Below are 25,571 nucleotides of genomic sequence, written 5' to 3'. Positions count from 1 at the left end.
CCGCTGAATGATCGCGCCGCGATCCTACCCAGTCGCTGCGGTCAGCCAGTCGATCAGCGGATCGTGTTCTTCGGCAGGCAGCCCTGGGACTTGGTGCTGGGCGTGGCGTTCGAGGCGACCTTCCAGCCGAGGTCACCGCTACTGCGGCTGTTTCGGCCACGTAGAGGACTGTCGAAGGGCGACTTTCGCCAGCCTGCCGCCCAGCAGAGCGAGGGAGGTCATCTCGATCGCGTTCATGAGGATCTCTGTCCAGTTGACCGGCGGACGCAGCGGCTGCTCACGGATGGCAACATCGATCATCTCCGCCACCGGCTGGAAGACGGGTTTCCCGTCGCAGAGCACGGTGTAGCGCAGGGCATGCCGCTGTGTGATCAGAGCTGGACCTAGGTGCGGCGCGCTGCCCTGGACCACGACCTGCGGTGCCCGCACGGCCGGACGGCCCGCCTCGGATTGCTGGTCGAGCAACGCCACCAGCGGCACACCGAACTCCAGTTCCAACGGCTTCTCGCTGAAGGCCGCAGGCGCGATGTCCAGGGCGCTGCGGCTGATGACATCCACCGTCACCACGTAGGGACTGGTCAAGGTGTGCCCATCCAGGATCACCTGGATCTGACGTCCTTCCAGCCCCGGAGCGGTGGTTACCAACGGCACCGCGGAATCCACTGAGATGTGCAGGATCCGCCGCGGCCGCGCTGAACGGAATGCCGCCCACACCGCCCAGGTGCCCAGCGACACCGCCACCACGATGCTCGCCAGAGCCAGTGCCCACCCTGAAAAGTACCAGGGATCCTCTTCGGCCAAGATCTTCTGCGCCACCGTCATCGGCCCATCCAAGCAGGCCCACCGGCTTGTCCCGGACCGTTGTTACCAGCTCGCTATCGTCCTGCGGTCGTTGCGCTCCAGGAAAATCCGGGTCACCCGCAGGTCAGCTAGCTGCCCTTTCTCTGCTCGCACGCTGCCTGAGAGGGCGACTGTCCCAGGGTGACGCCACCGCCCTCAACCACCCATGCCACCCGATCGTGTCGACGTAGGGGCTGTCAGACAACCCGCCTCGCGGCCTTCCGCCTGGCCTGATTGTCCCGGTGGTGCTGTAGACAGTCAACGCGAACTCCTCGGAGAGGAAGCGGGCGAAGACCTTGTCGCAGACGTCGTTCCAGTACTTCTGCACCTCGATGCCGCGCGTCACGTTGTTGATCGCCAGCACGACCCCCCACCGCCCATAGTACGCGAGATCCTGCTGTGGCTGTTGCAGGCCAACGTGATCCACTGGTGCGGGTCCGCCGCTGTGAACGAGTTGGCTGTGCTGTCGCCGACCTGTTGGAGCTTGAGTGTTCCCGTTACGAAGTGACCTGGGTCGTTGCCCTGTAGCTGCCCGAGGTGCTGTTGGCGTCGCCGGTGGCCTCCGGCGTTCTGTCCGTAGGCAAGAACTCAGCCAATTACAAACGGTCGATGAAGGTTCACCCCTCCGGGTGTCCCAGGAGTCGTTGGGCACAGCAGGCGCCAGGAAACGCGGCACACTGCCCCATGTCCAAGACGATGCTGCAGAACGCCGAAAGGCACTTGAACTCTCTGGTGGGCCGGTACCAGTTCTTCATGCCTGAGCCCGATGTCTCCACTCGGCGGGGTCGGTCACTTGCCCACCTGCTGGCCCAGTGCGACTTCGCCCGCGAGGTCGCCCACCGCGTACTTGCTCAGCCCGTGGAGATCAACGACGCGCGTGCGCGTGTGTTCCTAGAGCTGGCCGACCTCGCGCTGGAGACCGACCATCTGCTCACGCTGGCGGCCCGGCAACGCCTGATCCCCAGTCCCAGCAACGAGGAGCAGCGGTGGGCTGAGGTCGATCAAGCAGTGCGGCGGTGCAACGAACTCACTGGCCGCATCGCGGCCATGACGCAGAACCTGACACGCCTGGTGTTTGCGGGCGTGTAGTGGCTTTCGAGGCGTGGGCTTGGCAAACCCCTGGGGCAGCCGAACCCGCTGGGCGACACAGCCGGGGCTCACCGCGCCGACAGTCTATTGACCTCCCAGAGCGCCTCCTTCGGGTCCGCGTCGGTCTGTGCGCGGTAGAGCAGGACCGCCGCGGCCTTGCGCCCGCGAAGTGCCAGGGTGCGCACGGCATCGAACTCAGGCTCGGGCAAGGGGACTCCGTGGTGGCTCAGCAGAGCGTTGATCTTCACTTCTAGGTCGACCAGTCGGCGGTCCATGCGCCGCGCGCGACGTTCCTCGGCCGCGCCAGCAAACCCGATGACTACCATCACCAGGATGAACCCGGGCACTAGCACCAGCAACAAATTCTCCACAGTGGACGATTCCTTCTTCGTTAATCCTTCGATGTCCTGCGCACCATGCAGTTCCCGACATCGCTGCCATGATGGATGTTGCCCAGGAACCATTCGCTAGATCAAAATGGTCTGGCGGTACTGCAGCTCGAAACGGTGGCCGCCCTTGATCAGGACCGAGGCCTCGACGGGCCGGTCGTTGTCGCTGTAGATGACGCGCAACTGCCGGAGCACCGGCGTTCCCTCCGGCAGATCCAGCAGCTCGACTTCTTCCGTGGTCGGTGGTCGTGCCGAAATGCGATCCACGAAGCTCCGCTGCGGAAACCCGAGATCCGCCAGCACCTGCGGAGCGCCGCTGCGGATCTTCGCGGACTTCACCAGGCTGGTGCCGGCCGCGATCTCCGTGGGGTAGTACGAGGCGGACAACTCAACAGGAAGCCCGTCGTGCAGCAGGACCCGGCGACGCAGGACCGCGGTCACACCCGGCGCCAGCCGCAACCCCTCGGCGATGTCCGCGGGCGGGGTGACTGTCTCCACAGCGACCAGGTCGTAGCGGAAGCGGCCATCGGCGGTCGGGATGAAGGCGGCCGCCTCGACGACGAAAGGCTGCCGATCACGCACGTAGACGCCCGCACCGGAGCGACTGTGCAGGAACCCCTCCTCCTTCAACACCCCCTGCGCGCGCTGAATCGTGCCGGACCCCGCGCCGTGCTTCTCGATGAAATCCACGGTGGAGGCCAACTTCTCGCCCGGTTTCAGCTCGCCGCGCATGATCAGATCACGCAGCGCCGCAGCGATCTTCTGGTACGGGGGACGCGTGTCACGTGCGGGAGGCAAGGCCTGCTCCTGGTGTCTGGCTCCGGGCGGTCATGGCGTGAGCTGGTAGCGCAGCCGTCTGCCCTCGGCCACCATCGTCATCACGCTGGCCTCCACCGCCCGGTCCTGGTCGCTGGTGAGCGTCCGCGAGAGCACCAGCACGCAGGCCGGGTCGGGAAGTTGCAGCGCGGTCCGTTCCTGCTGGGTAGCCAGGCGCGCGCGCACGTCTTCCCGGACCTGGCGAGGCGGATACCCGAGGCCGGCCAGGAAGGCGACCGCGCCACCCGGGATCTTGCGGGGGTCGGCCAGTCTGGTGTCCCGGGCGAGGTCCGCGGGGTAATAGGAATCGACCAGTTCGACAGGGTGGCCGTCGACGAGCATGAGGCGCCTGCGCACGATCACGGGTTCGCCCGGAGCCAGGCCCAGCGCGCTGGCCACCGCGTCGTTGGCGGCCACTTCCTCGACGCCGAGCAGCTGCTGGGTGCCCACCCCGCCGTGCTCTGCCGCCTCGGTTGCCCAGTGGTCGCCCGCTGTGCCACGCACGTAGGGCATCGACACGCTCGTCCATGAGACAGGGCTGGTCATCGCCGGTGCTCCTCACTGTTGACGGTGGGCACAATTCCCGCCAGTTGACCTTAGCCGCAAGGCGGCACGCGGCTACGGATCCCCTCACCTTAAACCTTGTCACCATGCCGGTAGGCAGATAAGGTTGCTGGCAGTCGAGTCGTGATGTCGGTCGACCCGGCGATCGTCAGTACCTACTTGGCGGCGCCGCGCTCACACGAAGGAAGAGGTCCAGAGATGCCTTCGCCAACAACCCACCGCTGGCCAGCTTCCCAACGGGAGGCACCGGCACGGCGCACCCCGGTCGGGGACAGGCCGGGCAACAACGCGTTCCGTTCGCCGGCGGAGCGCTCCGGCGCCCACGACGAACTGGTTCGCGAGCTGCGCAGTGGACCTAGCTGTCTGCCGCAAACCCAGCTCTCGGCTGCCTCGCTTGTCTAGCCGTCGTGTCCGAACAGTGGCGGGAGACGGTGGCCGTGGGCGTCGTGGTGGACAGCGTGGCAGGCCGGGTCGTCCAGGCTCTTGACCTCGTGGCCGCGCACCTGCCTCCGCCCGGCCAGGACTGGGGCTGTCGCCTGTGCTCGGTCGAGTCGTGGCCGTGCCCGCCGTTTGACGCCGCCGCCCGCCAGGTGGTCGCCGGCGGTCTCCGGCTGGCCGAGTTGGTGCCGCCGGACCTGCATCATCTGCTGTGGACGCCCGGTGCCGCACGGCCCGGCTTCGACGAGGGCCACGCCGATGGATGAGGTCCTGTCCGCCCTCCTGCGCACAGCGGTCCTCGGGCGCCTGGACCTGTTGCGGAACCTGGCGACCAACGCCGACGACCCGTCGCGGGCGGCGCTGGCCTACACCGAGATTCCCCGGCTGGCAGAAGGCTGGCGAGAGCTACTGTCCGCGCATCAACCCGATCAGCGCGGCCGATGCCCTGAATGCTCCGGGTGGTTCCGCGCCCGAACCTTCCCGTGCTCGGTCTGGACTACCGCCCACACCCACCTAATCGCCGCCGCCCCGCTGCCGACACCGGCCCAGAACAGCCGGTAGACCGACCGGACAGCCCCGTCCGGCCAGTCGGCGCGCCCCGGCGGCACGCCAGAGCGCGGGGAACGCGCACACCCCCGCACGGCGCGTTCCCCGCCTCCCGGTCTTCCCCACCACCCACACCCACGGGTGCCGCTGCGGCACCCGGCGATCAACGCTGCCCGGATCCCCCTGCCACCTGGAGGTTTCCCGTGCCCAGAACGATGTTGTCGCCTCATGACCGGTTGCTCTTCGCGCTCGCCCACGCCACCGGAGCTGCCCCCGCACTGGCCTGTCCACTGTGGAGCGTGCCGTTGTCTGACCCGGGGCAGATCCACCACGCCGTGACCGAGCACGTGGGCACCGAGCGGACGGTGGTGGTCACCGGCACGCTGGAGCGGCGACTGCTGCTCATCGAGAACAGCCCGGGTGAGCCCTGGACCGCTGCGGACCTGTCCGGACGAACCCACGCATCCCGCACCTGGCCCGCATGGGTCCGAGGCAACCTGGTGATCACCGAACCGAACGACTGGCTTTCCCCTGTCGAGGTCACCGACCAAGCCCGCCACCGACTGCTGCGCCCGCGATTGCTGCTGACCTCGCTGTATCACCCGGAGCACTTCCCGCTGCCGCGGTTTCCGCTGGCCATCTCCGATCTGGCGCGCGCCGCCCGGCTGAGCCTGCTCGGCCAGGTCGAGCTGATGGACATGCAGCTCGGCGCCACCTTGCCGGACATCCTCGCTCGGGTGGCCTCCGGTGAGGTCGACATCCTCGGGATCTCGGCCACCTTCGGCCAGCACGACCTGATGACCCGGCTGCTCGATGAGGTCACCGTCGCCGACCAGCCGCCGTTGCTGGTGGCCGGGGGCAGCCTGACTGTGCGCAACGAGCGCGTTCTGCTGGATCGCTACCCCAACCTGATCATCGGTCGGGGCGCGGGCGAACCCACGATCGCCGACGTGCTCGCCCACTGGCATGGCGACCTCGGCCGCGAGCAGATCCGAGGCGCGGCCTTCCGGGGATCGGCCCGCGGCGAAGGCACGCTGACCATCGGCAGGGCACGGCGCACCGCCACGGTGGCCAACCGGTCGCAGACCGACATCTGGCCCGAACTGGACCTGCTTGATGCCACCTTCGCCCACAACGGTGTCGCCCAGCTCGAACTCTCCCGTGGGTGCACCAGCACCTGTTCCTTCTGCCCTCGAGGCCACAAAGGACAGTGGGCCGGCGCCGACCCGGACGGCACCGGCTGGATGCTGGCCGCCCTGCGAGAGGTCTTCGACCGGCATCCGCGGATCAGCCGCACCCTGTACGTGGTCGACGAGGAGTTCATCGGCCGCGGCGCCGACGCCGTGCCGCGGGCGCTGGCCACCGCCGACCAACTCGCCGCGGCCGGCTTCACCTGGGAGACCTCCTGCCGCATCGACCAGGTCGTACACCCCGGCCAGGACCATGACTGGCACCTCGATCGTGCCCAGATGTGGCGGGACCTGGTCCAGCGGGGCCTACGGCGCTGCCTGTTCGGGGTGGAGTCCGGTGTCACCACGATCCTCCAGCGCTTCCACAAGGAGACCACCGGCGAGCAGAACGCCCTGGCCATCCGCACCCTCACCGCCCTGGGCGTGCCGCCCCGCTTCACCTACCTCACCTTCGACCACCTGATGACCGTGGAGGAACTCCGCCAGACATATGAATTCCAGGGCCGCACCGACCTGCTCCTGGCACCCCGGCCCAAGCTGAGCGTGGCCGAGATCGTCGACGGCGTCCGCGACGCGCAGTGGGTCGCCGCCCACACCACCGGCCGCCCGTTCTACACCGCCATCAGCTACCCGCTCGTGGGCATGGAGTGCCTCATCGGCGCCGCCTACACCCGCCGGGTCGAAGCCGCGGGCCTGGCCGGGCAGCCCGACCTGTCGATGGGCCGGGTCCAGGCCCGCTACGCGGACTGGCGCATCGGGGTACTCGCCGACTGGGCGCAACGCTGGATCGACCGCAACTTCCCCCTGGACTACACCCTCAAGTCCCTGGAGAAGATCCTCACCGGCCCCGCCTACCACCGCGTCAGGGACCTGCGGCAAGTGTTCAAGAGCACCGCCTACCACCTCCTCGGTGACCTGCTCGCCGTCTTGGCGGAGACCGACCCGGACACCAGCGACCGGTTACGCCTGCAGCAGCGGTGCGCCGCGGTGGTCGAAGACCTGATCCGCCAGCTGCACGCGGCACTCGACCCGATCATGACCACCACGGTGCTCGACCTGCCGCCGGAGCATCGCGACCTGCTGCAGCGGGAGTACGACCGCTGGAGTGCTACCCACACCTGGCAGCTCATCAACGCCGCCGACCCCTGCGGCACTTGAGAGAGGACAGCCACACCGTGGACACCATGCAACACCGGCTGCTGCCCGGTCTGGGCCGCACGGTCTCCGTGCTCGGCGCCGGCTGCTGGACCGTCGGCGGCCCCGCCGCCAACAACGGGATCCCGATCGGCTGGGACGACGTCGATCCCGACATCGCCTACGCCGCCCTGCGGCGCGCCCACGAACTCGGCATCACCCTGTTCGATACCGCCGACGTCTACGGCCTGGGCCGCTCCGAACGCCTGCTCGGCCGCCTGCTGCGCGAGATCGACCGCGACCAGGTGATCATCTCCAGCAAGGTCGGCTACTTCGCCGGCACCGGAGCGCACCCCTATCACCCGCGGCAGATGTGCCACCAGCTCGCCACCACGCTGGACAACCTCGACACCGACCGACTCGACGTGTACTTCCTGCACAGCACCGACTTCGGCGAGCATGACCGGTACCTGCCCGGCGCGATCAACCTGCTGGCCGCCTGGTGCGAGCAGGGTCTTATCGGCGCGGTCGGGATGCGCGCCCCGCACGCCTTCGCCGAAGAATGGGCAGCCTGCCCCGGCCCGCGGCAGGCCGAGACCGCCCGGTTCCTGCACCTGTTCGACCGCATCCGCCCGAACGTGCTCACCGCCCGCTACAACCTGCTCAGCCCCCTCTACCGCCCCGACGAGACCGACATCTTCACCTTCGCCCGCCGCTACCAGGTCGGCGTGCTCATCAAACAGGTCCTCGCCCAGGGGCTACTGCTCGGCGCCCACGACCCCGACCGGCCACGCCGCTTCAGCGCCACCGATCATCGCCACACCGACCCCCGTTTCGCCCCCGGTGCACTGCGACGGCTGGCCGACACTCTGGCGCCGCTGCGTGCCCGCCATGGCGATCACCCCGCCGCGCTGGCCCGCATCGCGCTCCGTTACGCCATGCAGCACGCCCCCGACTCGATCGTGCTCACCGGCTTCCGCAACCCTGAACAGATCCAGACCAACATCACCTGCCTCGGCGATCCACTCACCGACGAGGAGATCACCGAGATCCGCGACCTGCTCCACCCCCGTTCGCCAGCCTGACCCGGAAGGACAACCCGTGCAGCACATCGAGATCGAGAAGAAGTTCGCCCTGCCCGACCCCGCGGCGCTCAAGGCCGTGCTCACCGAACGGGGATCCAAGCCCGCCGGCCCCACCCACCAGATCGACGCCTACTACAACCACCCCAGCCGCGACTTCACCGCACCCGCGGCGATCTCGGAGTGGCTGCGCATCCGCACCGAGGCCCGTGGCAGCTCCGTCAACTTCAAGCGCTGGCACCCCATCGAGGACCTGATCAAGACCCATGCCGACGAGTACGAGTCCACCGTCGGCGACGTCGAGGCCATCCGCCTGCTGATCGAGGCCTTGGGCTTTCACCCGCTGGTCACCGTGGACAAAACCCGCGAGGAGTGGCGGCTCGGAGAGGCAGAGGTCGTCTTCGATCACGTTGTCGGCGCCGGCGACTTCGTCGAGTTCGAGTTCAAGGGCGCGGCGGACACCGTCGCGGACGCGACCGCCCGGCTGGACAAGTTCATCGCCGAACTCGGGGTGGAGCTGGGCGCACCGGTCAACCGCGGCTATCCCCACATGCTCCTCGGCCGCGAACACTGACCAGGCGGCGGTGGTTGGCGGCGGCGACCCAGTGCTGCACCGGGTCACCGAACTCACCGGCGTCCGCACCGACTCCGCACAGGACGTCCCGACAACCGCCAACTGCTCGGTCCCGCAGGTGCAGCCACACTGCCCGTCCCTACCAACCAGCTGCAGATGATCGATCAGTTCACCGAGTCGCTACTCATGGGTTATACAGATGGCTCTGGAAAAGCACTACAGATAGCCACGTCGACGGTAGCGCTGTACTGGTGATCACCGAACAAAGTCGCGACGAACTAATAATGCGGACTATCCACGGTGAACGTCTCATAGATGACAGCCGAAAGCTCGTCGTGAACATTGCAGAGGTTGAACTGCCGGATGGAACGCGTTTCACGCAGTTCCATGCATGCCTGGCCGAGTACCTCAGCCAACATAACGGGGCTCGGTCAACGCTGCTGCGAAGTCGACGATCCCGCTCACCTTATGCCACCAAGACCGGTGGAACCTAGCCACGCCTCGCCGACACTTCTCGTGCCCGTCACAGCAAACCCCAGTCGACCCTCTAGACCAACCACGCCATGAGCGGCGTTAGCCACCGACTCTGCAGGCTCCGCCTGCGACACCGTAGAATAAGCGAAAGGCGGCGACTATACGGAGATTAGATGATATCGGCGGTAGTATTCGATGTTGGCGAGACGCTAATCGATGATACTCGCGAATGGAATCGATGGGCCGACTGGATTGGGATTCCACACCACACACTGTCAGCACTAGTGGGAGCCGTCACCATGGAAGGACGTGACAATTCTGACGCATTTCAAATAATTCACCCCGGCTTCAACCTGGCATCAGAAAGACTACGCAGAGAGGCGGCAGGTCGGGGCGAACGTATCGAAAAATGTGACCTCTACGGCGACGTGCAGGAGACGCTAGCGGAGCTGCGCCGCCGAGGGCTTTGGGTAGGCGTCGCCGGCAACCAGACTGCCCGCGCCGGAAGCATGCTGCGAAATCTCGATCTAGCCGTTGACGGACTGGCTACTTCCGGAGAATGGGGTGTAGCCAAACCTGACCCACATTTCTTTTCAAATGTCATCAAGATGGCTGGCAAGCAACCATCGGAGATCGTCTACGTCGGCGATCATCGCGACAACGATCTCATACCGGCTAAGAGAGCAGGGCTGCGCACAGTCCTGATCCGGCGCGGTCCGTGGGGACTGTACTGGGGGGACGACCCGAGAACGCGTGCCGCGGCGGACTGGATCCTGGATTCTTTGAGCGACTTGCCGGACGTTGTAACCAGAGATCACGACAGCGTATCGTAAGGTATCCCCTTCGCCAGACACAGCAGAAGGAGGCGGTCATGCCAGAATCGATCCATTCAGACTTCGGTGACCGCCTCCGGATTCATCGCAATGCCGCCAGGCTCACTCGCAAGACGCTCGCGCAGCGCGCTGGCATCTCGTTCAGCTACCTCGACAAGCTTGAGTTGGGCGAGCGGAAGCCAACCGCCGCCACTGTAGATCTTCTCGCACGAGAATTGGGAATAGACCCAGACAAGCTTGACGGCGACACGGCACGCCGCAAGAACAAGGTTCACGATCAGATCCCAGCATTGCGCACGGTACTCGACTTCTACGATGACCCTGACGATGGTCCGGTGCGACCACTTGCCATCCTGCGTTCGGAAGTAATCGAGTGCACGGCGCTCCGCATCGATTCCAGGTATGGCCATCTGATCGACAAGCTACTTGGGTTGATCCCAGAGCTTTCGCGAGCCAGACAACAGGTGCCGGAGCGACAGCGCGAGCAGGTCGAGTTCCTCCTAGCCCATGCCTACCGATCAGCAGACGGCGTCGCATACAAGCATGGATATATTGACCTCTCGGGAAGAATCCTCGAAGTAATGCGGCGCCCCGTAGAAGCAGCCAACGACCCATTGCTCCAAGCCTCAGCAGCTTACGTTCGCACGGAAATCTACTTCGCAAACAAGAACCTTAGCATTGCTCAAAGCAGGCTTGAAACCGCTATTGGCACAATGCCGAAAGCTACTTCCGAGCTAGCTACAGCCATTCGCGGCTCTCTGCACATGCGGGCCGCAGTTGTCGCCGCTCGCGCAGGTGAGCCTTCAGATGCCGACCTTCACATGGACTACGCACGACGGTACGCCGAGAACACCACAGAGGGAATCTACTACGGAACGGCATTCGGCCCCTCCTCCGTACATACACACCATGTTGCCACCGCTATCGAGCTAGATGAATTCGATAAAGCGGTCCAACTGGCGAGGTCTTGGACGGCATCTGAAGACATCCCCGCCGAGCGCCTCTCCCATTATCACATCGACCTAGCAGTCGCGTACCTGTGGACGGGCAACCAAGTGGCCGCAGTCCAGGCGATTCAAGAGGCGAAAGCGGTTGCACCCGAACACGTGAAGGAGCACCCGCGTGTCAAGGAGGTGCTGACGCGTCTAGCACGAGGTCGACGGTCTCTCGATGGAGAACTACTCACCCTAGCTAGATGGGCAGGGATTGTATAGCCCTTGAACACACACAATTTTGTGTGTGTTAGGGGGATTGACAACCTCGATGATCGATCCACTCAGGTAACCAACGTGCGAGTGGAGGATGGCCGAGATGACGACGAGCAAGCATCCTGCAAGCCTCTGGCGAGAGGTGTCTGCCCTGGTGTTGGCCCTGTTCGGCGGCGCTGTGGCCAGTGCCATTGAGCCGGTTGGGGCGCCGGAGGCTGCAGCTGCGTGGCTACTTTCCATCGCTGCCGCCGCTCTCATCGTCGAGGCGCTCCTAGGTTTCATGCGGCTGGTGGTTGCTGACTGGGCGACGCGCCGCCGGGCCACCGGGCCGATTGCGATGCTCCTTCTTAGCGTCGCGATCGTGATCAGTGCCGCCTACCCAGCGGTCTCCGTCTTGGCTCATCACAGCGGATGAGTGCCACCCCAGCGCGCCGCACTACTTAGGCGTCGGCCGACGTCGTGCTGTCCCTCACAGCGCATCTGTCTGGCCGTTCACGGGGGGCGCGGGCCATGGCCCCGGTCCGCGCCCCCTCCTTCTTCGACACTCCATGGTGGAGGAACGACTCGCCCGTGTACGAACGTCGACGACTACCGAATGCGCCTGATCCGCTGGAAAGCGTTCTGTTGCAACGGTTCTGCCGCGGTCTCAGGACCGACCTTCCGGATGACCCGGTGGAACGTGCCACTCTGCGCTGCAAGGTGGAGGAGCTGATGTACGAATGTCACCTCAGCCTCGCTCAGGCTGCGTTGGTGCTCGGCTACGACGAGTTCGCGGCGGGACGACTGGGCGTGACCTCACCGTCTGATGTGGAACTCAGCCAGCGCGAGTGGGACCTGCGGCGGGCGAAAATCCGTGCGCTGCACCGACAGCAGCGCTCGGTCGCGGAGATCGCCGTTGTGGTCGGGCTCCCGCAGCCGCTGGTGCGGCGCATGCTTCCTGGCTCACCGAGGCAGCCCGCGTCGCAGCTGCCTCAGCAACGCGATATCTCACCATCGCCGTCGTGGCACACCTCAGTTTCCGCCGAACCGACCTGCTGGATCTAGGACAACCGTTGCCACACAACAGAAACATCGCCAAGACAGCCATCGCGCGGGATCACGCCGGACTTGATGGACAGCGCCCGGACGGCGCCCGGACACGGCTCGCAGTCATGGGTGCCCGCCCGGAGCACACCCGACGAAGTCGGGAGAACCCGGATCGGCGCGAACTCGCACCCCGAAGCACGGTGACCTACTTCTGCCCGCAGGGACACACCTTCGAGCTGAACTTCGCTGAGGACGTGCCGATCCCGCAGGCATGGGAATGCCGCGGCCACAGCGTGGAAGCGGCGCTTGCAGGGAACGTGATGGCGGCTGCGGCGAAGGTCAGTAGGCAGTCCTCGGCGGCGGGTAGTCAGGTCCGGGCTCATGACGGAATCGGCCCGTGGTGGCAGCTGAGGGAGCGCCGCACGATCTCGCAGCTGGAGCGAGGTGTTGCAGAGATTCTGGTCGGTCTCGCCGCCGAGCGAGATGAGCAGCTTGATCCGGATGAGGTGGAGCGGCAACTTCGTGGGCCGGGCCCGCACAGCCCGGTTCGGGAAAGGCTGATCAAAGCCCGGAACAAGGGGGCTCGATGGTGATCTCCAGTGTGGTGTGGCCGTTGGGCCTCAGCGACGTGCAGCTGGCCCGTGTGAAGGGATGGACCGATTGTCAGCTGCGGAGTACTGAGGTTGATGAGCGTCTCCGCACCGCCATCGCGGCGTTGACTGCCATCGAGTCCCAGCTTCGCGTGCTGAGAGCTGAGCCGTGCCCTGATCCGGCGAGGTTGGCTGCGGTGGGCGACGATCATGCCGCGATCTGCCAAGCCGTGGCCGATGCTCAGCTCGCGTTGCGCCGCGAACAGAAACGGGTATCGCAGGAACATCCGCTGGTGGGCACAGCGTCGCAGAATAGCGCTGTTCCCGTGCGTGAGGCCAACGGCACGGTGGTGCGTTTCCCGGGCCGTCTGGGATTGGTACAGCCATGACAGAGGCCAACGAGGCTCGGCCAGGCAGCGCCACCCACCAGGTGCCCGAGCGCGTCCCCGACCGTGCGGGCACAGCCCGGCGCGATAACACGGCCGTTGCGGCGACCGACTCCTGGGACGGGATGTGCCAGGGCCGCCAGCAGGAGACTGCCCCGCTGCTGGATACCGGCAACAGCGGGAGCCACTGAACCATGGCCCGACAAAGGAGAACTCTCCCCACGAGTGCCCAACGCCGCGCGGAAGTGGCGGCCGGGCTGCGCGGCAGCCTTGAGGCGGCGAGGGCCGCCCTCGACGTCCTGGCTCCCCGGTTGGGACTTGACGAAATGCCGGCGCCGCTGGCTGATCGTGCCGCCGCGGCGGCGACGTTGCGGCGGTTGCGTCCAGACCTGATCGTGGCTGTCACTCACGCCGCCAACGCGGGTGACCACCCGCTGGTGGTGGAGCTGTGTGAGGTGCTGCGGCTGGAGGTGCTCATCGAGCACTGCGAGGCCGCGGAGTGGATCAGCACCATGCTGATCGGCATCGGTGCGGCCAGGCAGCTGGGCGACTATGCCGCGGAGGCGCGGCTGCGTGGGTGGCTCGCGTTGGGCTATCTGCACACTGCCCCTGGTGCTGGGATGGATGCGCTGGCCGAGCCGGAATGTGCTGCGGCGCTGGCGTTGTTGAGCCCGGTCACCGACCCGGCGGTGCGTGGTGAGGTTGAGGGGCTGGTGCTGGAGGCGCGGGGCCTGTTGGCCGCGCGTGCTGGGGACCTCCAGCAGGCGGCCGAGTCCATGTCGCTGGCAGTGGAAGCGGCGGTGCGCGAGCCTGGCCGGGCGCACGGTCGGCGGCTGTTGCTGTTGGGGGAGTTTCTGGCCGCCAGCGGCACTCTCGTCGTGGCGGAGGATCATCATCGCTTGGCCCCGGTGACGTTGAGGGTTCACCGGGACACGTTGGGCGCGGCGCGGGCTTCGATCGCCGCGGCTTGCTTCCTCCTGTGTCAGCCAGGGCGTGCCGGGCAGGCCCGCAAGGACGCCTCGATGGCGTTGGCGTTGCTCACCGGAGCCGGATATCCGGGCGATCTCGCGGTGGCGCACGCACTGCACGCGGTGATCCACCATGAGGCCGGGGAGCCGGGCCTGGCCGCGGGACACCGTGCCGCCGCTGAGTGGTGGGCGCCGCCGGGTTCGCGGGGAAGTGGCGCGGTGCAGGTGGTTCTGGCGTTGTGTGCTTCTTCGACGCGGGTGCGGGTGCTGGCGGGCTTGCGTCGGCTGGATTCCTGGATCGCGCTGGGCGAGCAACCGGAGAACGCTGGCACCACTGCGGCTTTGTGCGCGGCACCGCCTTCCGCAGACCGGTTTGTCGGGCGGGAGCAGGTGGTGGAGGAGCTGGGGCGGCTTCGTCCGTGCGCGCTCACGCTGCGCCCGGCGGAGGTCGCGGTGATCGGGCCACCGGGTATCGGCGTGACGGCCACGGTGGCGCATTGGGCGGGATTGCCCGCCACTGCGGCACGGTGGCCTGATGGTGTGCTGTGGCTGTCCCTGGACAGGTCGGAGGCTGAGCCTGCAGAGCAGGTTCGCTGGGCCCTGATCGAGGCTCTGCGCACGCTGGCTGTCTCGCCGGTGGACATCGATACCGCGGGCAGCGTCGCGGAACTGTCCGAGCTGTGGCACCGCCACACCGAGCACCTGCAACTACTGGTGGTCATCGAGGGCGCCGCATCGCTGGAGCAGGCGCGTGCGCTGGCTCTGCGGGCGCCGCAGTCTGCGACGGTCATGACCTTCCGGGGATCTGACTTGCCTCAGGTCGGGTCTGCCGTGCCGGTGGTGCGCCTGTCGGGGCTGCCGGAGGCTGGGGCCAGGGTGGTGCTGACTGGGCTGGTCGGACAGCTCCGTGTGCACGCCGAGCCTCAGGCATGCGCGGACATTGTGGCCGGGTGTGGGGGCGTGCCGTTGGCGTTGCGGATGGTGGGATCGGCATTGGCGGCCTGCCCAGAGCTCTCGCTGTGTGTGGTCGCCGAGACCCTGCACGCACGCTTGGCCCACCCGGTTGAGGCTGGCACCGTCGGAGCGGGGGAGGCCGAGCGGCAGGTGGCCGCGGCGCTGGCGGTGGCCTGCGCGTGGCTGCCCCCGGTATCGCTGGGGCAGCTACGGCGTCTGGCGTTGCTGCCGGGCTGGATCGTCACCCCCGCGGTGGCTGCGGCTGCTACCGGCGCCGCCACCCTTGAGGAGGGTGCCGATCTGCTGCGGCTGCTGGCCTCCCGTGCTCTGCTGGTCAGCTCCGACGGCCTGCACTACCGGATCCAGCCGAGCCTGGCCGGTTTGCTGCGCAGCCAGGCTGTCACCGAGTTGACGCCGGCGGCGCAGGACGGGGCGGTGCGCCGGGCGATCTGTCAGCTCACCGCCCAGGCCACCGTGGCCAGTGCGGTGGCCACCGGCGGCTACACCCAACTCCGTCGGCCCCAGTTCAGGCGCCTGGCCCCCGAACGAGCCGGGGATGTGTCCGCGGCGACCGTGTGGTTGGAGCGGCATGCACCGACCCTGGCCGTTGCCCTGCGGCAGGTGGTGGAGGTCGGACTCGAGGGGGAGGCGCGGCATCTGGTGGAGGTGCTGGGCCTGCTCGCGGTGCAGCGCGGCGGCGTGGCCCAGGCCCGGCAATGGCTGGAGGTTGGTTTCAGCCTGACCCAGATCAGCGCGGCCGCCCAGGGCCGGCTTGTGGCTCTGGGGATCGCGATCCTGGCCTGTCACCCTGATGGGACCGTCCCAGCAGGGTGCGCCGGAGTGGTGGAGCATGCTTTGGCCGGTCTGAGCGAGTCCATCGGGCCACGGCGGGCGTCCCGGGCGGTGCTGCGTCATCTGATCCGGATCGTGGACGGGGCGACGGCCCGGCTGGCACATCCGGCCGCCGCTCAGCGGCTCTATCAGGCTGTGCTCACCGCTACCGGGTCGGTGCTGGATCCCGGTGTGCGCGGGCAGTACCTGTGGCGGCTGGGCATGGCCATCGCTGCCGAGGGTGATCTCCGGCGGGCGCGGGAGGTGCTGGGCCAGGCGCAGGAACTGCTGCCCGGTGAGGACGAGCCGTGGGCCGCCGCCGGGGTGTTGCTCTCGACCGCGGTGCTGCACGCCCACCGCGGCGCCACCACCGAGGCTCAGGAAACGTTGGCCCGGATCGAGGACCTCCCGGATACCGACGGGGTGCGGCGGGTGCAGACCGCGGCCCGCGCCGCCGGCGCGCTGCTGCTTCTGCTCTCCGGTGCCCCCACACAGGCTGCTGTCCAGCGGAAGGAGTTGATGAAGGGACTGCCGGAGAGCCCGACCCGCCGGGTGCTGACCGCGGCCCTGGACCCCGCGTGGCAGTCCCGCACTCCCCCGCAGCATCACCGCTGGGCTCTGCCCCCGGCGCCGGGGCGTCCAGTACCCGGGCCGGGCGCGCTTCGGGAACGAGAGCGGGGGTGCGGATGATGGCGGGGACTCCGGATCCGGTGACCGATGCCTGGTATGTCTGGGCGGCGCTGCTGAGCCGCGGTGACTCGTTCATGTCGGTGGTGGCTGAGATGAGCGGGCTGACCGTGGCCTACCAGCTTCTCGCCGCGGTGGAGCGGACGCCCAGAGATGTCGCTCCCGAGATTGCGTTGGCGCTGAGCCTGTCCGGTGATGAGCAGCTTCAGGTACGCGCAGGCGAACTCCGGGCAGCCAAGTGTGCAGGCGGGTCGCTGCTGGCGCACGTCGCGGCCACAGTGGTGCTCTCCCGGCTGACCTCTGAAGAGGAAGCGCAGCTGCTCGCTGGATCCGCGTTGGGAGTCGTGCTCTATCCCCACGGAGTGCGGCGCTACACGCGATTCCTGGCAGGTCCCCGGGACACCAAGAACCAGGTGGGATTGTGGGTGGAAGCGGAGTTGCGCCGGGGCACCGTACCGGTGGCGCTGACGACTGAGGTCGTGCCCCTGTCGATCTTCACCACGCTGGCCGCCCGATCGGCTGGGGCAACGTCATGAGCGCACAGCGCCCCGCCGATCCCCCACGGACGGCTGTGCCCGCCGGTGACCCTTGCGTGCCTCCGATCGTCGGCGCGTCACCGCCCGGCGGTGAACCGCCGCTCTCGGAGGTTCTGCTGCCGGAGTGGGTCCGGGGCACGGCGTGGACGGTGACAGCCAGCATGCTGCGGCTGGGCGTGGTGCTGTGCGCCGCAGCACTGCTGCTCTCCCATCTGCTCGCGGTGCCCCGCCCGTGGTCGACTCCCGCACTTGCGGTGCTGGCCGCAGTCGTAGTCGCCGAGCTGCTGCGCCCCGTTCTGTGGTGCGCTGCCCCGCGTGCCGGCCGGGAGCCGGTGGTACTGACTGTGGTCGGCGGAAACCCGTGCGTGGAGGTGCGTTCAGCGCCGCGCGCGGTGCTGCTGCACGCGGTGCGCCGGATGCTGGCATGGTCGCTGCTGGTCGCTCCGTCCACGGCGCTGGTGGTCGCTGTCGGGCCTGAGCTCGCGCGGGCCGCACTGCACGATCCCGGCCTCTACACCGTGCTGGCCGTAGCCGGTGTCGTTCTGTTCTGGCTGATCCCGATCACGTGTGCAGGAGTCAATCTCACCGAGTTGTACCAGGCCAGGCACCGCTACATCACGGTGAGACTGAACCCGCGCGGACTGGTCGTCTGCCGTGGCGGGACCGAATTCTCGGTCCTGTGGGACGGCGTGGAGGAGTTCCGGGAGCTGTGGCGTGGCCTGCTGCCCGGCCATGCGGTGGTGCGGGTCCACGCGTACCGCCCGATGCGTGCTCACCGCATCACCGACGACCACTGGTCGAGACCCACCGAGCACCATCCGCCGTTCATCGACATCGCTCTGGACACCCTGGCTGTCCCTCCGGCTGTGCTCGCCGCCGCACTGGAGCACTACCGCAGCCACAGCGAAGCCCGCGCCGAACTGGCCACCGAAGCGGCACTGGCCAGGCTGGAGGCGCGCCCATGCTGCTGAGCCAGCCCCACACCAGGTCCCCGGCCGGCGCACCCGGACACCGCTGCTGTGTCAGGCCAGCCCCGGCAACTCACCCGACCAGCCACCGCGACCGCCCAAACGCCCTGCTCCTGCGGCGGTGTGTCTGTGGCCCGCCATCCGCCCTCAATTCGACACGGCGCCGCCTCCTCCCAGTGTCGCACTCGACTCGACACCAGCACCGCTACAGCGGTGAGACAAGGACCCTTCCCGTGACTGGCTCGACACTGCGGTTGGCGGCGGAGCTGCCGGAGCAGGCCGCCACCGACTGCGCCCTCTTGGGTGTTCATCCCCATTCGCCGATGGTGCCGGGGGTGGTGGCAGCTCTGCTGGGCTGTCCCCGCGATCAGGTCGGCGAGCGGCTGGAGCCCTTGCTGCGCAGACACCTCCTGATGGCTGACCCCGAAGGCAGCCACACCTTCGCCTCCCGCCACGTCCGCGACAAGGCCAGGTGGCTCGCTAACCACACGTTGCCGGCGCAGGTACTCTCGGCCACGAGACTGGCCCTGCTGGAGTGGTACCTGGCTGCCGCGCGTGCCACCTGCGTTCTCCTGTTTCCCCTCGACGCACACCCGGCACCGCCTGCGGGCACACCTGGTCGCCAGTACTTGCGCGATGTGCCCGATAGCGCGTCTGGGGCTCTGGAGTGGCTGGCCTGCCATCGCCAGCCGTTGCTGGAGGTACTGACCATCGCAGCGGAGCGCCGCGACTGGATGCGGGTCTGGCTGCTGGCATACGCGCTGCGGTCCTACGGTCTGTGCCTTCGTGACACCGCTGCCGCGCTGGTCATCGGCGAACTGGAAGTCAAGGCCGCCGAAAACTGCCGGGAGCTGCGCCATCAGGTCTGGGCGCGGCTGCGGCTGGGGAACACGTTGCTGGACAACCGAGAGCCGTCCGCGGCGATGGCCCAGGCCGAGACAGTGGAAGAGGAAGCTCGCGCCGCAGGGCACATCTGGGCACAGGTTTCCGCACTGGGCTTGAAGGCACGGATCTTCGTGGCGGACAACGACAGTGCCTCCGCCCGGGAGGTGCTGGGAGAAGGGGAAGCGCTACTCGCCGACGCCGATGGGGACCCTCGGCGGCACTTGGCGTTGCTGTTGCTGGAGCGATCCGCTCTCGAACGTGCCGACCAGGCTCCCGGAGCGGCCCGGCAGCTGGCCAGCCGCGCCAACAACCTGCTGCGGCAGGCATGCCCGCGGGATTGGTACAACATCGGCAGGGCCTTGCTCCTGGATGGCCAGGCACGCCGGGACCTGGGCATGAACGCCAAGGCTGCGGAGAAGCTGGCCAAGGCCGCGCATCTGTTCTCTCGCGCGAGTGCACTGTATGAGCTGGCGGAGACCTACCAGGCTTGGGGTGAGCTGCGTCTGGGCGAAGGCAAGAGCGAGGGCGCCTACAGCTGTTTCCAGAAGGCAGCGAGCTGGTATTCGCTCACCGACGCCGCAGCAGCGAACCGGATGCGCATCAAGATGCAGGAACTGCGCTCCGCAACAGGATCCAGCGACCACACTGCCGGGGCCACGGAGGACTGACCATGTCGGGTGTTGCTGACGCCGTGAAAACGGTGCGTCCCACGGCGCCTATCGGCCGCCTCCGTGGCCAGGTGGCCGGCGTCGAGGATTCCCAGTGGCACCAAGGCATCCACTCCATAACCTCCAGAGGAACCCAGCTGCATCGGGTTGCACCGCAGCCACTGTCCTCGGGCGATGGCACCACAGAATCCCAGCGGATACCTCCGTGAACCCTCGGGCATCAGCACACCACGGCCGGCCACACACAATTCAGACACCATCGAAAGTCTTACCAGGCAAGGACATTCTTCTGTGACCACCATGCCTTCCCGCCCGTGGAACAAGCCTCCCCGTCGCGTGATTGCCATGTGCGTTCTGGCCATCACACTGATCGCGGGCGGTTGTATGCCGGTTGCCGCACCGGATCAGGACAGCCGTGTTGACCGGGCTCCGCACTCGGTCGGTCAGCCTGATGTGCGGGCGTGTGAGCATCCTCGCGCGGTCACCGACGGCTGTCAGCCGTGGGCGCAGCCGGAGCAGCGCCCTCTGGCAACGGTGCTGCCCTATGTCTCACAGCTTTCCGAACATGGAGCGCAGTGGGGGGCCGTCTATGCCTGCGACGCGCTCGCCGGGGCTCGCCTCGCATCGATGATGACCGACGGGCTGGTGGGCGATTCGGCCTATCTCACCGTGACCCACGGAATCCAGTGCAGCGTGTTCGCCACGAGCCATCCGGCCTACCCGCGGCTGGAGGTCATGTTGGGGCGTGGCCCGTGGGCCCTGAGCCCGCAGGAGGTCCAGCAGGGTGGTTCGTGCTGGAGCTGCCCCAATCCCGGGATCCCCGACTCGACTGCCGAAGTGGTGGAGATCGGTGGGCGGGAGGTGGCCTTCCAGACGGTGCCCCTTGCTGAGGAATTCGCCAAGGTCGACATGCGGATCCGGATCCCGCATCTGGGTCAGGGCGACTGGGTGTGGCTGGTGGAGTACCGGACCCGGGAGTACTGGGACCCGGAGGAGCGGAAACACGCACGGCTCAAGGACGTCCCTCCTGACCGGGCCCGTGTGCGCAAGCTGGCCGAAGAACTGGTGCCGGTGCTCATTGCCTACGACCAGCGCACCTGACCGTTCAGGCTCGACACCGGCCTCACAACCGCTACCGCACAACCGTTCTCACCCCCTTGGGACGATGTCATGATCACCGCCTTCGATCACCGCGCTGCCTTCGGTGACCACGCCACAGTCTTGTCCACGGGTCTGCGCCAACGGGCAGGGTCACCGACCCCGCCGACCACCGCGGCGAGGCCGATGCGCTGGCGCCCGGCGTTGACGCTCTCGCTCTGGATGCTGGGCCTGTGCACCATGCTGCTCCTCACTGGATGCGCCGCGCCGCAGCAGCTCGCAACCACCACCCCTGCTCCGAACGCTGTGCTCAGCAGTGCGAACAAGCAGGGCGCACCACCACTGACCCAGCCTGAACTCGACGTCCGGCCATTCGCCGATGATCGCTGCGCACTGCTCACCTCATCCCAGCTGACACAGCTCGGCATCGCTGTTGCTGGCCAACCTGGTGACAGCCCTCTCGGTAAGCGCTGCCGCTGGAATGCCACCGACACTCCGGCCAAGGTCGACTTCTTCCTCAACGTCAATACCCAGCTCGGTGGTCTCGACCAGCTCTACCGTCTCAAGAGCGGGTTCCAGTGGTGGGAACCACTGACCATTTCCGGCTACCCGGCAGTGATCCACGATGACATCTGGCTGCCCGGGGGATGCCAGATCAACGTGGGGGTGTCGCCCACCGTTCTGCTTCGGGTCGGCCTGTCTGTCAAGAGTGGGGCAGAGCAAGCTCACGACTACAACGCCCCCTGCCCACGCGGCGTCGCGATCCTCGAGCAGGCCATCCTCACCCTCAAGGGCGGTCGGTAATGCGCCTGCCGCTGAGCCTCTCGCTCCTGCTCTGCACCGCAGTGATGGTTCCGGGATGCACTGCGCCACAGCAATCCCCGGTCCTTGCTCCTGCTTCCGGCAGCACGAACAGATACGGCGCTCCCGTGCTGACCCAGCCCGAACTCGACGTCTCACCATTCGTCGATGATCGCTGCGCTCTACTCACCCGAACCCAGTTGAGACAGTTGGGCATCACCGTCGCCGGGCGGCCTGGCGACGGTCCGCTGGGCAAGGACTGCAGCTGGCGTGCCTTTGATACCCCGGCCAGGATCGCGTTGTCACTCACTGTCAACACCGAACTCGGCGGCCTGGACAATCTCTACGCCCGCAAGCACTGGTTCCGAGTGTGGAAACCTCTGGAGATTTCCGGCTACCCCGCGGTGATTGCTGACGACCCCGTTCAACACCTGGGTGACTGCCAGATCACCCTGGCGATCTCCCGCACCATCATGATCCCGGCGAACATGACATTGAATCCTGGCGTGGACAAGCCGAGCGACTTCACCGACCCGTGCTCCCGCGGTGTCAAGATCCTCGAACAGGTCATCATCACGCTGCAAGGCCGACGCTGATGCCGCCGCCAGCGCACGTCCCATCGTGCCGCACCACTGCACGACCTGCCGGTCAGCGTGCACAGGCGTTGCTGCAGAACAGAATTCCGCGGACACACCACGACCAGGGTCGGCCTCAGTGTGAATACCGCCCGGACAGTCGATTCCGCCCCACCGCGGCGCGCGCCAGCCGCACAGTGCAGTACTGCGATCAGTCCCAGCCGCGGCCCGCCATCCCTAGTCGATCCACAGTGGACACACCGGGGTTCTGCCATCCCACCGTTCGCGTGCTCCGCCACCTGATGCTGTCTGTGCTGTGAGGGCCTGCCGATGACCATCCCGCCGCTACAGGAGTCGCGCGCTGTGCAGTCCAGAGTGCGTCAGTGCCTCAAGGCTGTCGAAGCGAGTGCCTGGTGGATCCCGCCGTGGCAATCGGATCTGCGCTGCCCAGACACCCGGATCCTCTCGGGAACTGGCGCTGGCACCGCTCCCGCTCTGCTGCCTGCCGCCGCGCCGCAGGCTGAGCTGCGGTCGTGGTGGACCCGGCTGTCCGCCGCGATCAGCGCCCTGGCCGCGGCTGGGCACAACGATGCCGCATCAGTCGACGGCGCTGTGGCGGCCCGGGTCCGGGAGGCTTTGGGCATTGTCGCTGTGTGGCAGGGCGATCCGGTCGAGGCCGCACGGCAGTTCACCGCCGCGGTCACCGCCGCCGAGGCAGCCGGGAACAGCGCGGCGGTGGGCCGTTACCAGGCCCGGTGCGCAGAGATCCTGCTACACCAAGGCCAGCACGGCCCGAGCAGATGTGCATTCTCCCAAGCCGCCAGCATCCTGGAGCAGGCTGGGGAAGCCGAGTCCTGTGCCCGGGTGTGGGCGGCGCTGTGCCGCCACTATCTGGTGTACCACCGCGGGCACGACGCGCTGCTGTGGGCACAGAAGGCCGATGACGAGCTGACGCGCCTCAGCTCGGTCTACCGTGCCGAGGCGCTGGCATGGCGCGTGGTCCTGCTGCAGGCGTGCGGGCAGGCCGAGGCCGCCGAAGCGCATCACCACGAATTGACCGGGCTGTTGCCGGGACTGATGAAGCAGGGGCCGGAGACAGCGGCGGTGGCCGTGCAGGCTCAGGCGATCCTGGACTACCCGTCGATCCTGCCCGCGGCTGCCATTGAGACAGGGCTGCTGCGGGTGGGTCAGTTCCTGCAGGGGCAGTGCAGCGACCTGCCCGCACCCCGGGCTCCGCAGCCGGGATGGCGGGCCGCACAGCCTCAGCCACCGCGGCTGTTGCTGGGCCGCGCGGCGGAGATCGCGCGGCTGGATGACGTCACTGGCCCAGTGGGCAGACGGGGGTGGCCGGTGGTCGCGATGCTCTCCGGCGAGCCTGGAGTCGGCACGACCGCGCTGGCGTTGTCGTGGGCTGTGCAGAGGCAGGATCGGTTCCCCGGTGGGGTGATTCACCTCGAGGTGAGGTGTCCGCCGTGGCGGGAGCCCGGCGAGCACGCCCAGGCTCTGATCGAGTATCTGCTGTGCGAACTCGGGGCGCCGGAGCTGGCCAGCTCTGCGTGCCCATCGCAGGGGCGGGCTGCTCAGTTGGCTGCCGCGGTGGGGCGGCGGGCCGCGACGGCGGGCGGTCCGGTGCTGATCGTGCTCGACGGCGCCGAGGATCCGGCCGCAGTCCACGCTCTGCTTCCTCGTTCCCCGCACTGTGCGGTCCTCATCCTGACTCGCCATCGCCTGTCCCTCGAGGCAGGTCAGGAGGTGGTGGAGTTGCCGGTGGGACCGATGCCCGCCGAGGCCGCCCTCGAGTTTCTCACCAGATCCTGTGGCCGGGCCGATCCGGCGGTGCTGCGGAAGCTGGCGGCGCGCTGCCACGGCAATCCATTGGCCTTGCACCTGCTGGCCGGGACACTCGCGGCATCCCCGCACCAGGATGCCTCCGCGGTTCCTGCCCTGTTGAGGTCGCTGACCGCCCTATCGAGCACAGGCCAGGATGTGCACGCCCCTGCCCACCTGGTCCTCGCGGGAGTGGTTCAGGTGGTGCTGGACCGGCTGCCCACCGACATCGCCCACGACCTTCGTCTACTGGCCTGTCTCCCTTATCCGGTGCTGACCGCCACCATCGCCCAGCCGGCCTTGCAGGCCCAGACACCGAGGGAGGCGGTGCTACGGCTGCACGGGCTCGCCGCCCGGTCCCTGCTCGCCGAGTGCGGCAGCGACCGCTTCTGCCTGCCGGCAGCGTTGGTTCCTCATATCCAGAGCTGGGCTGGGCCCGGGAGCGACACCGAGTGCGGCCGGACCCGCCTGGCTGTGCTGCAGTCGCTGCGCACCGCTGCCCACCAAGCCACCACAAGCCTGCTCCAGTCCCTGCCTCAGGATGCCCCCGCCACGGAGGCCGCCAGCGCCCGCGCAGCCCAGGAGAGGGCGCTGGGCTGGCTGGAGGATCACCGGGCCGCTCTGCTCCTCGCCGTGGCCGCAGGCGAGGGCGAAGCCGTTGTCCTGGGTGCACTGGCCAAAGCTGTGGCGGTGTTGTCTCTGGTGCGCGGTGGTGCCACAGACTGGGTGAGCAGCCTCGAACGCACTCTGGGGTCCGCGCGGGTGCGAGCCCATCCTTCGGTGAGGTTCGTGCTGCGGGTGTGGCTGGCAGTGGGTCAGGTGGCCGCCAGCCTGCACACCGACTCCGAGCAGGCCCAGCAGGCGCGGTCGCTTGCTCACGACGCCCTGGTGGGTGCGCTGGCCTCACCCTCGGGTCGTAACGACCATGGTGCGGCGCAGCCAGCGGTGACGCGGATCCTGGAGATCGCCGGTGAGGCCCCGGCAGTCACCGCGCTGCTGGTGTGGTCTTTGGCGCTGGCCGAGCGTAGCCGCCAGTACCTGATGGCAGGCCTGCGGGCCTGGCAGCTCGGGCAGCTGCTGGCCCGCACCGGAGAGACCGCGGAGGCGATCACTCACCTGGACACCGCCGCACAGCTGCTCAGCCGAGCCCAGCAGCGGCAGCAGACGCTGGTCGGTGTGCTGGTCTGCGCCGCCGCACAGCACATCCGCATCGGTGCCGCTGCACAGGCATTCGAACTGCTGCAGCGTGCCTGGAACGCCTGTGAGGAGGACGATCCGGTGTGGTTGCGGGCCGCGGTGGCCACCGCGCAGGCGTGCGTGTTCGCCTTGTATAGCCTGGTGATTCCGGCCCGGGACGCCATTACCCGCGCCCGTGCTCTTCTGGAGGCCCCGGGCGGGGAATGCCCGCCGCTGGCCGCGGTACTGGATGCGGTGAGCGCCTGGTGACCCGCGCCCATCCCACCGAGCACAACCGGCCGGCACGGCAGGTGATCGTCCTGGCGTTCCCGTCTCACCCTCGCTCCGCTTCCCGCGCTGCTGAAGGTGATCGCGGCGCGCCGATGCGGATCCTCTCCAGCACCCGCGGCACCGGCAG

Annotated in this window: 23 protein-coding genes; 19 read left to right on the top strand and 4 right to left on the bottom strand. The window is 67.7% G+C overall.

Annotated elements, in window-relative coordinates; all coding sequences use genetic code 11:
- Positions 1 to 138: 138 nt before the first annotated feature.
- Positions 139 to 822, bottom strand: coding sequence for a hypothetical protein (locus MZC64_RS46240; RefSeq protein WP_247766032.1), 684 nt, complete (start codon positions 820 to 822; stop codon positions 139 to 141).
- Between the two features lie 702 nt (positions 823 to 1,524).
- On the opposite strand from MZC64_RS46240, the gene MZC64_RS46235 reads away from it, so the two are divergent.
- On the top strand, positions 1,525 to 1,929 hold the full coding sequence (locus MZC64_RS46235) for a hypothetical protein (protein ID WP_247766031.1): 405 nt from the start codon (positions 1,525 to 1,527) through the stop codon (positions 1,927 to 1,929).
- A 68-nt stretch (positions 1,930 to 1,997) separates the two neighbouring features.
- On the opposite strand, the gene MZC64_RS46230 is transcribed toward MZC64_RS46235, so the two are convergent.
- The 3 genes from MZC64_RS46230 to MZC64_RS46220 form a co-directional block, all read right to left on the bottom strand.
- Positions 1,998 to 2,300, bottom strand: coding sequence for a hypothetical protein (locus MZC64_RS46230; RefSeq protein WP_247766030.1), 303 nt, complete (start codon positions 2,298 to 2,300; stop codon positions 1,998 to 2,000).
- A gap of 96 nt (positions 2,301 to 2,396) precedes the next feature.
- Entirely contained in the window at positions 2,397 to 3,116 is a 720-nt protein-coding gene (locus tag MZC64_RS46225) for a GntR family transcriptional regulator (RefSeq protein ID WP_247766029.1), read from the bottom strand.
- A gap of 30 nt (positions 3,117 to 3,146) precedes the next feature.
- On the bottom strand, positions 3,147 to 3,680 hold the full coding sequence (locus MZC64_RS46220) for a GntR family transcriptional regulator (protein ID WP_247766028.1): 534 nt from the start codon (positions 3,678 to 3,680) through the stop codon (positions 3,147 to 3,149).
- 425 nt (positions 3,681 to 4,105) lie between these two features.
- On the opposite strand from MZC64_RS46220, the gene MZC64_RS46215 reads away from it, so the two are divergent.
- From MZC64_RS46215 to MZC64_RS46130, 18 genes are all read left to right on the top strand, one after another.
- Complete coding sequence (locus MZC64_RS46215) at positions 4,106 to 4,402, top strand: hypothetical protein (RefSeq protein ID WP_247766027.1); 297 nt, start codon at positions 4,106 to 4,108, stop codon at positions 4,400 to 4,402.
- A 579-nt stretch (positions 4,403 to 4,981) separates the two neighbouring features.
- The gene (locus tag MZC64_RS46210) at positions 4,982 to 7,030 is read left to right on the top strand and encodes a radical SAM protein (RefSeq protein ID WP_247766026.1); all 2,049 of its coding nucleotides are present in this window, start codon (positions 4,982 to 4,984) and stop codon (positions 7,028 to 7,030) included.
- 26 nt (positions 7,031 to 7,056) lie between these two features.
- Positions 7,057 to 8,091 carry an aldo/keto reductase gene (locus tag MZC64_RS46205; RefSeq protein WP_247766052.1) on the top strand — a complete coding sequence of 345 codons (1,035 nt, stop codon included), beginning with the start codon at positions 7,057 to 7,059 and terminating at the stop codon, positions 8,089 to 8,091.
- A gap of 16 nt (positions 8,092 to 8,107) precedes the next feature.
- Positions 8,108 to 8,662, top strand: a complete 555-nt coding sequence (gene cyaB / locus MZC64_RS46200; protein ID WP_247766025.1) for a class IV adenylate cyclase — start codon at positions 8,108 to 8,110, stop codon at positions 8,660 to 8,662.
- A gap of 647 nt (positions 8,663 to 9,309) precedes the next feature.
- The gene (locus MZC64_RS46195; RefSeq protein ID WP_247766024.1) at positions 9,310 to 9,969 is read left to right on the top strand and encodes an HAD family hydrolase; all 660 of its coding nucleotides are present in this window, start codon (positions 9,310 to 9,312) and stop codon (positions 9,967 to 9,969) included.
- 38 nt (positions 9,970 to 10,007) lie between these two features.
- Positions 10,008 to 11,183: a helix-turn-helix domain-containing protein gene (locus MZC64_RS46190; protein WP_247766023.1), complete on the top strand. Its 1,176-nt coding sequence runs from the start codon at positions 10,008 to 10,010 to the stop codon at positions 11,181 to 11,183.
- Positions 11,184 to 11,280: 97 nt separating this feature from the next.
- Complete coding sequence (locus tag MZC64_RS46185; protein WP_247766022.1) at positions 11,281 to 11,592, top strand: hypothetical protein; 312 nt, start codon at positions 11,281 to 11,283, stop codon at positions 11,590 to 11,592.
- Between the two features lie 155 nt (positions 11,593 to 11,747).
- A complete protein-coding gene (locus MZC64_RS46180) occupies positions 11,748 to 12,221 on the top strand; it encodes a hypothetical protein (protein ID WP_247766021.1) in 474 nt (157 codons plus the stop codon).
- Positions 12,179 to 12,796: an RNA polymerase-binding protein RbpA gene (locus MZC64_RS46175; RefSeq protein WP_247766020.1), complete on the top strand. Its 618-nt coding sequence runs from the start codon at positions 12,179 to 12,181 to the stop codon at positions 12,794 to 12,796. Before MZC64_RS46180 ends, MZC64_RS46175 begins: the two co-directional genes overlap by 43 nt.
- A complete protein-coding gene (locus MZC64_RS46170) occupies positions 12,790 to 13,182 on the top strand; it encodes a hypothetical protein (RefSeq protein WP_247766019.1) in 393 nt (130 codons plus the stop codon). Before MZC64_RS46175 ends, MZC64_RS46170 begins: the two co-directional genes overlap by 7 nt.
- 323 nt (positions 13,183 to 13,505) lie before the next feature.
- Entirely contained in the window at positions 13,506 to 16,622 is a 3,117-nt protein-coding gene (locus MZC64_RS46165) for a hypothetical protein (RefSeq protein WP_247766018.1), read from the top strand.
- Entirely contained in the window at positions 16,613 to 17,155 is a 543-nt protein-coding gene (locus MZC64_RS46160; RefSeq protein ID WP_247766017.1) for a hypothetical protein, read from the top strand. Before MZC64_RS46165 ends, MZC64_RS46160 begins: the two co-directional genes overlap by 10 nt.
- A 149-nt stretch (positions 17,156 to 17,304) precedes the next feature.
- Positions 17,305 to 18,126: a hypothetical protein gene (locus MZC64_RS46155; RefSeq protein WP_247766016.1), complete on the top strand. Its 822-nt coding sequence runs from the start codon at positions 17,305 to 17,307 to the stop codon at positions 18,124 to 18,126.
- A gap of 230 nt (positions 18,127 to 18,356) precedes the next feature.
- Complete coding sequence (locus tag MZC64_RS46150; RefSeq protein WP_247766015.1) at positions 18,357 to 19,676, top strand: hypothetical protein; 1,320 nt, start codon at positions 18,357 to 18,359, stop codon at positions 19,674 to 19,676.
- A gap of 291 nt (positions 19,677 to 19,967) precedes the next feature.
- Positions 19,968 to 20,777: a hypothetical protein gene (locus MZC64_RS46145; RefSeq protein WP_247766014.1), complete on the top strand. Its 810-nt coding sequence runs from the start codon at positions 19,968 to 19,970 to the stop codon at positions 20,775 to 20,777.
- 69 nt (positions 20,778 to 20,846) lie between these two features.
- Positions 20,847 to 21,578: a DUF3558 domain-containing protein gene (locus MZC64_RS46140; RefSeq protein ID WP_247766013.1), complete on the top strand. Its 732-nt coding sequence runs from the start codon at positions 20,847 to 20,849 to the stop codon at positions 21,576 to 21,578.
- Positions 21,578 to 22,171 (top strand): DUF3558 domain-containing protein, encoded by a 594-nt coding sequence (locus MZC64_RS46135; RefSeq protein WP_308301143.1) that lies wholly within the window; start codon positions 21,578 to 21,580, stop codon positions 22,169 to 22,171. Before MZC64_RS46140 ends, MZC64_RS46135 begins: the two co-directional genes overlap by 1 nt.
- A 309-nt stretch (positions 22,172 to 22,480) precedes the next feature.
- The gene (locus MZC64_RS46130; protein ID WP_247766012.1) at positions 22,481 to 25,423 is read left to right on the top strand and encodes an ATP-binding protein; all 2,943 of its coding nucleotides are present in this window, start codon (positions 22,481 to 22,483) and stop codon (positions 25,421 to 25,423) included.
- Positions 25,424 to 25,571 lie beyond the last annotated feature (148 nt).

This window comes from Crossiella sp. S99.2 (genome assembly GCF_023094165.1).
GTDB lineage: Bacteria > Actinomycetota > Actinomycetes > Mycobacteriales > Pseudonocardiaceae > Crossiella.
This window is presented reverse-complemented; position numbering and strand designations above follow the sequence as displayed.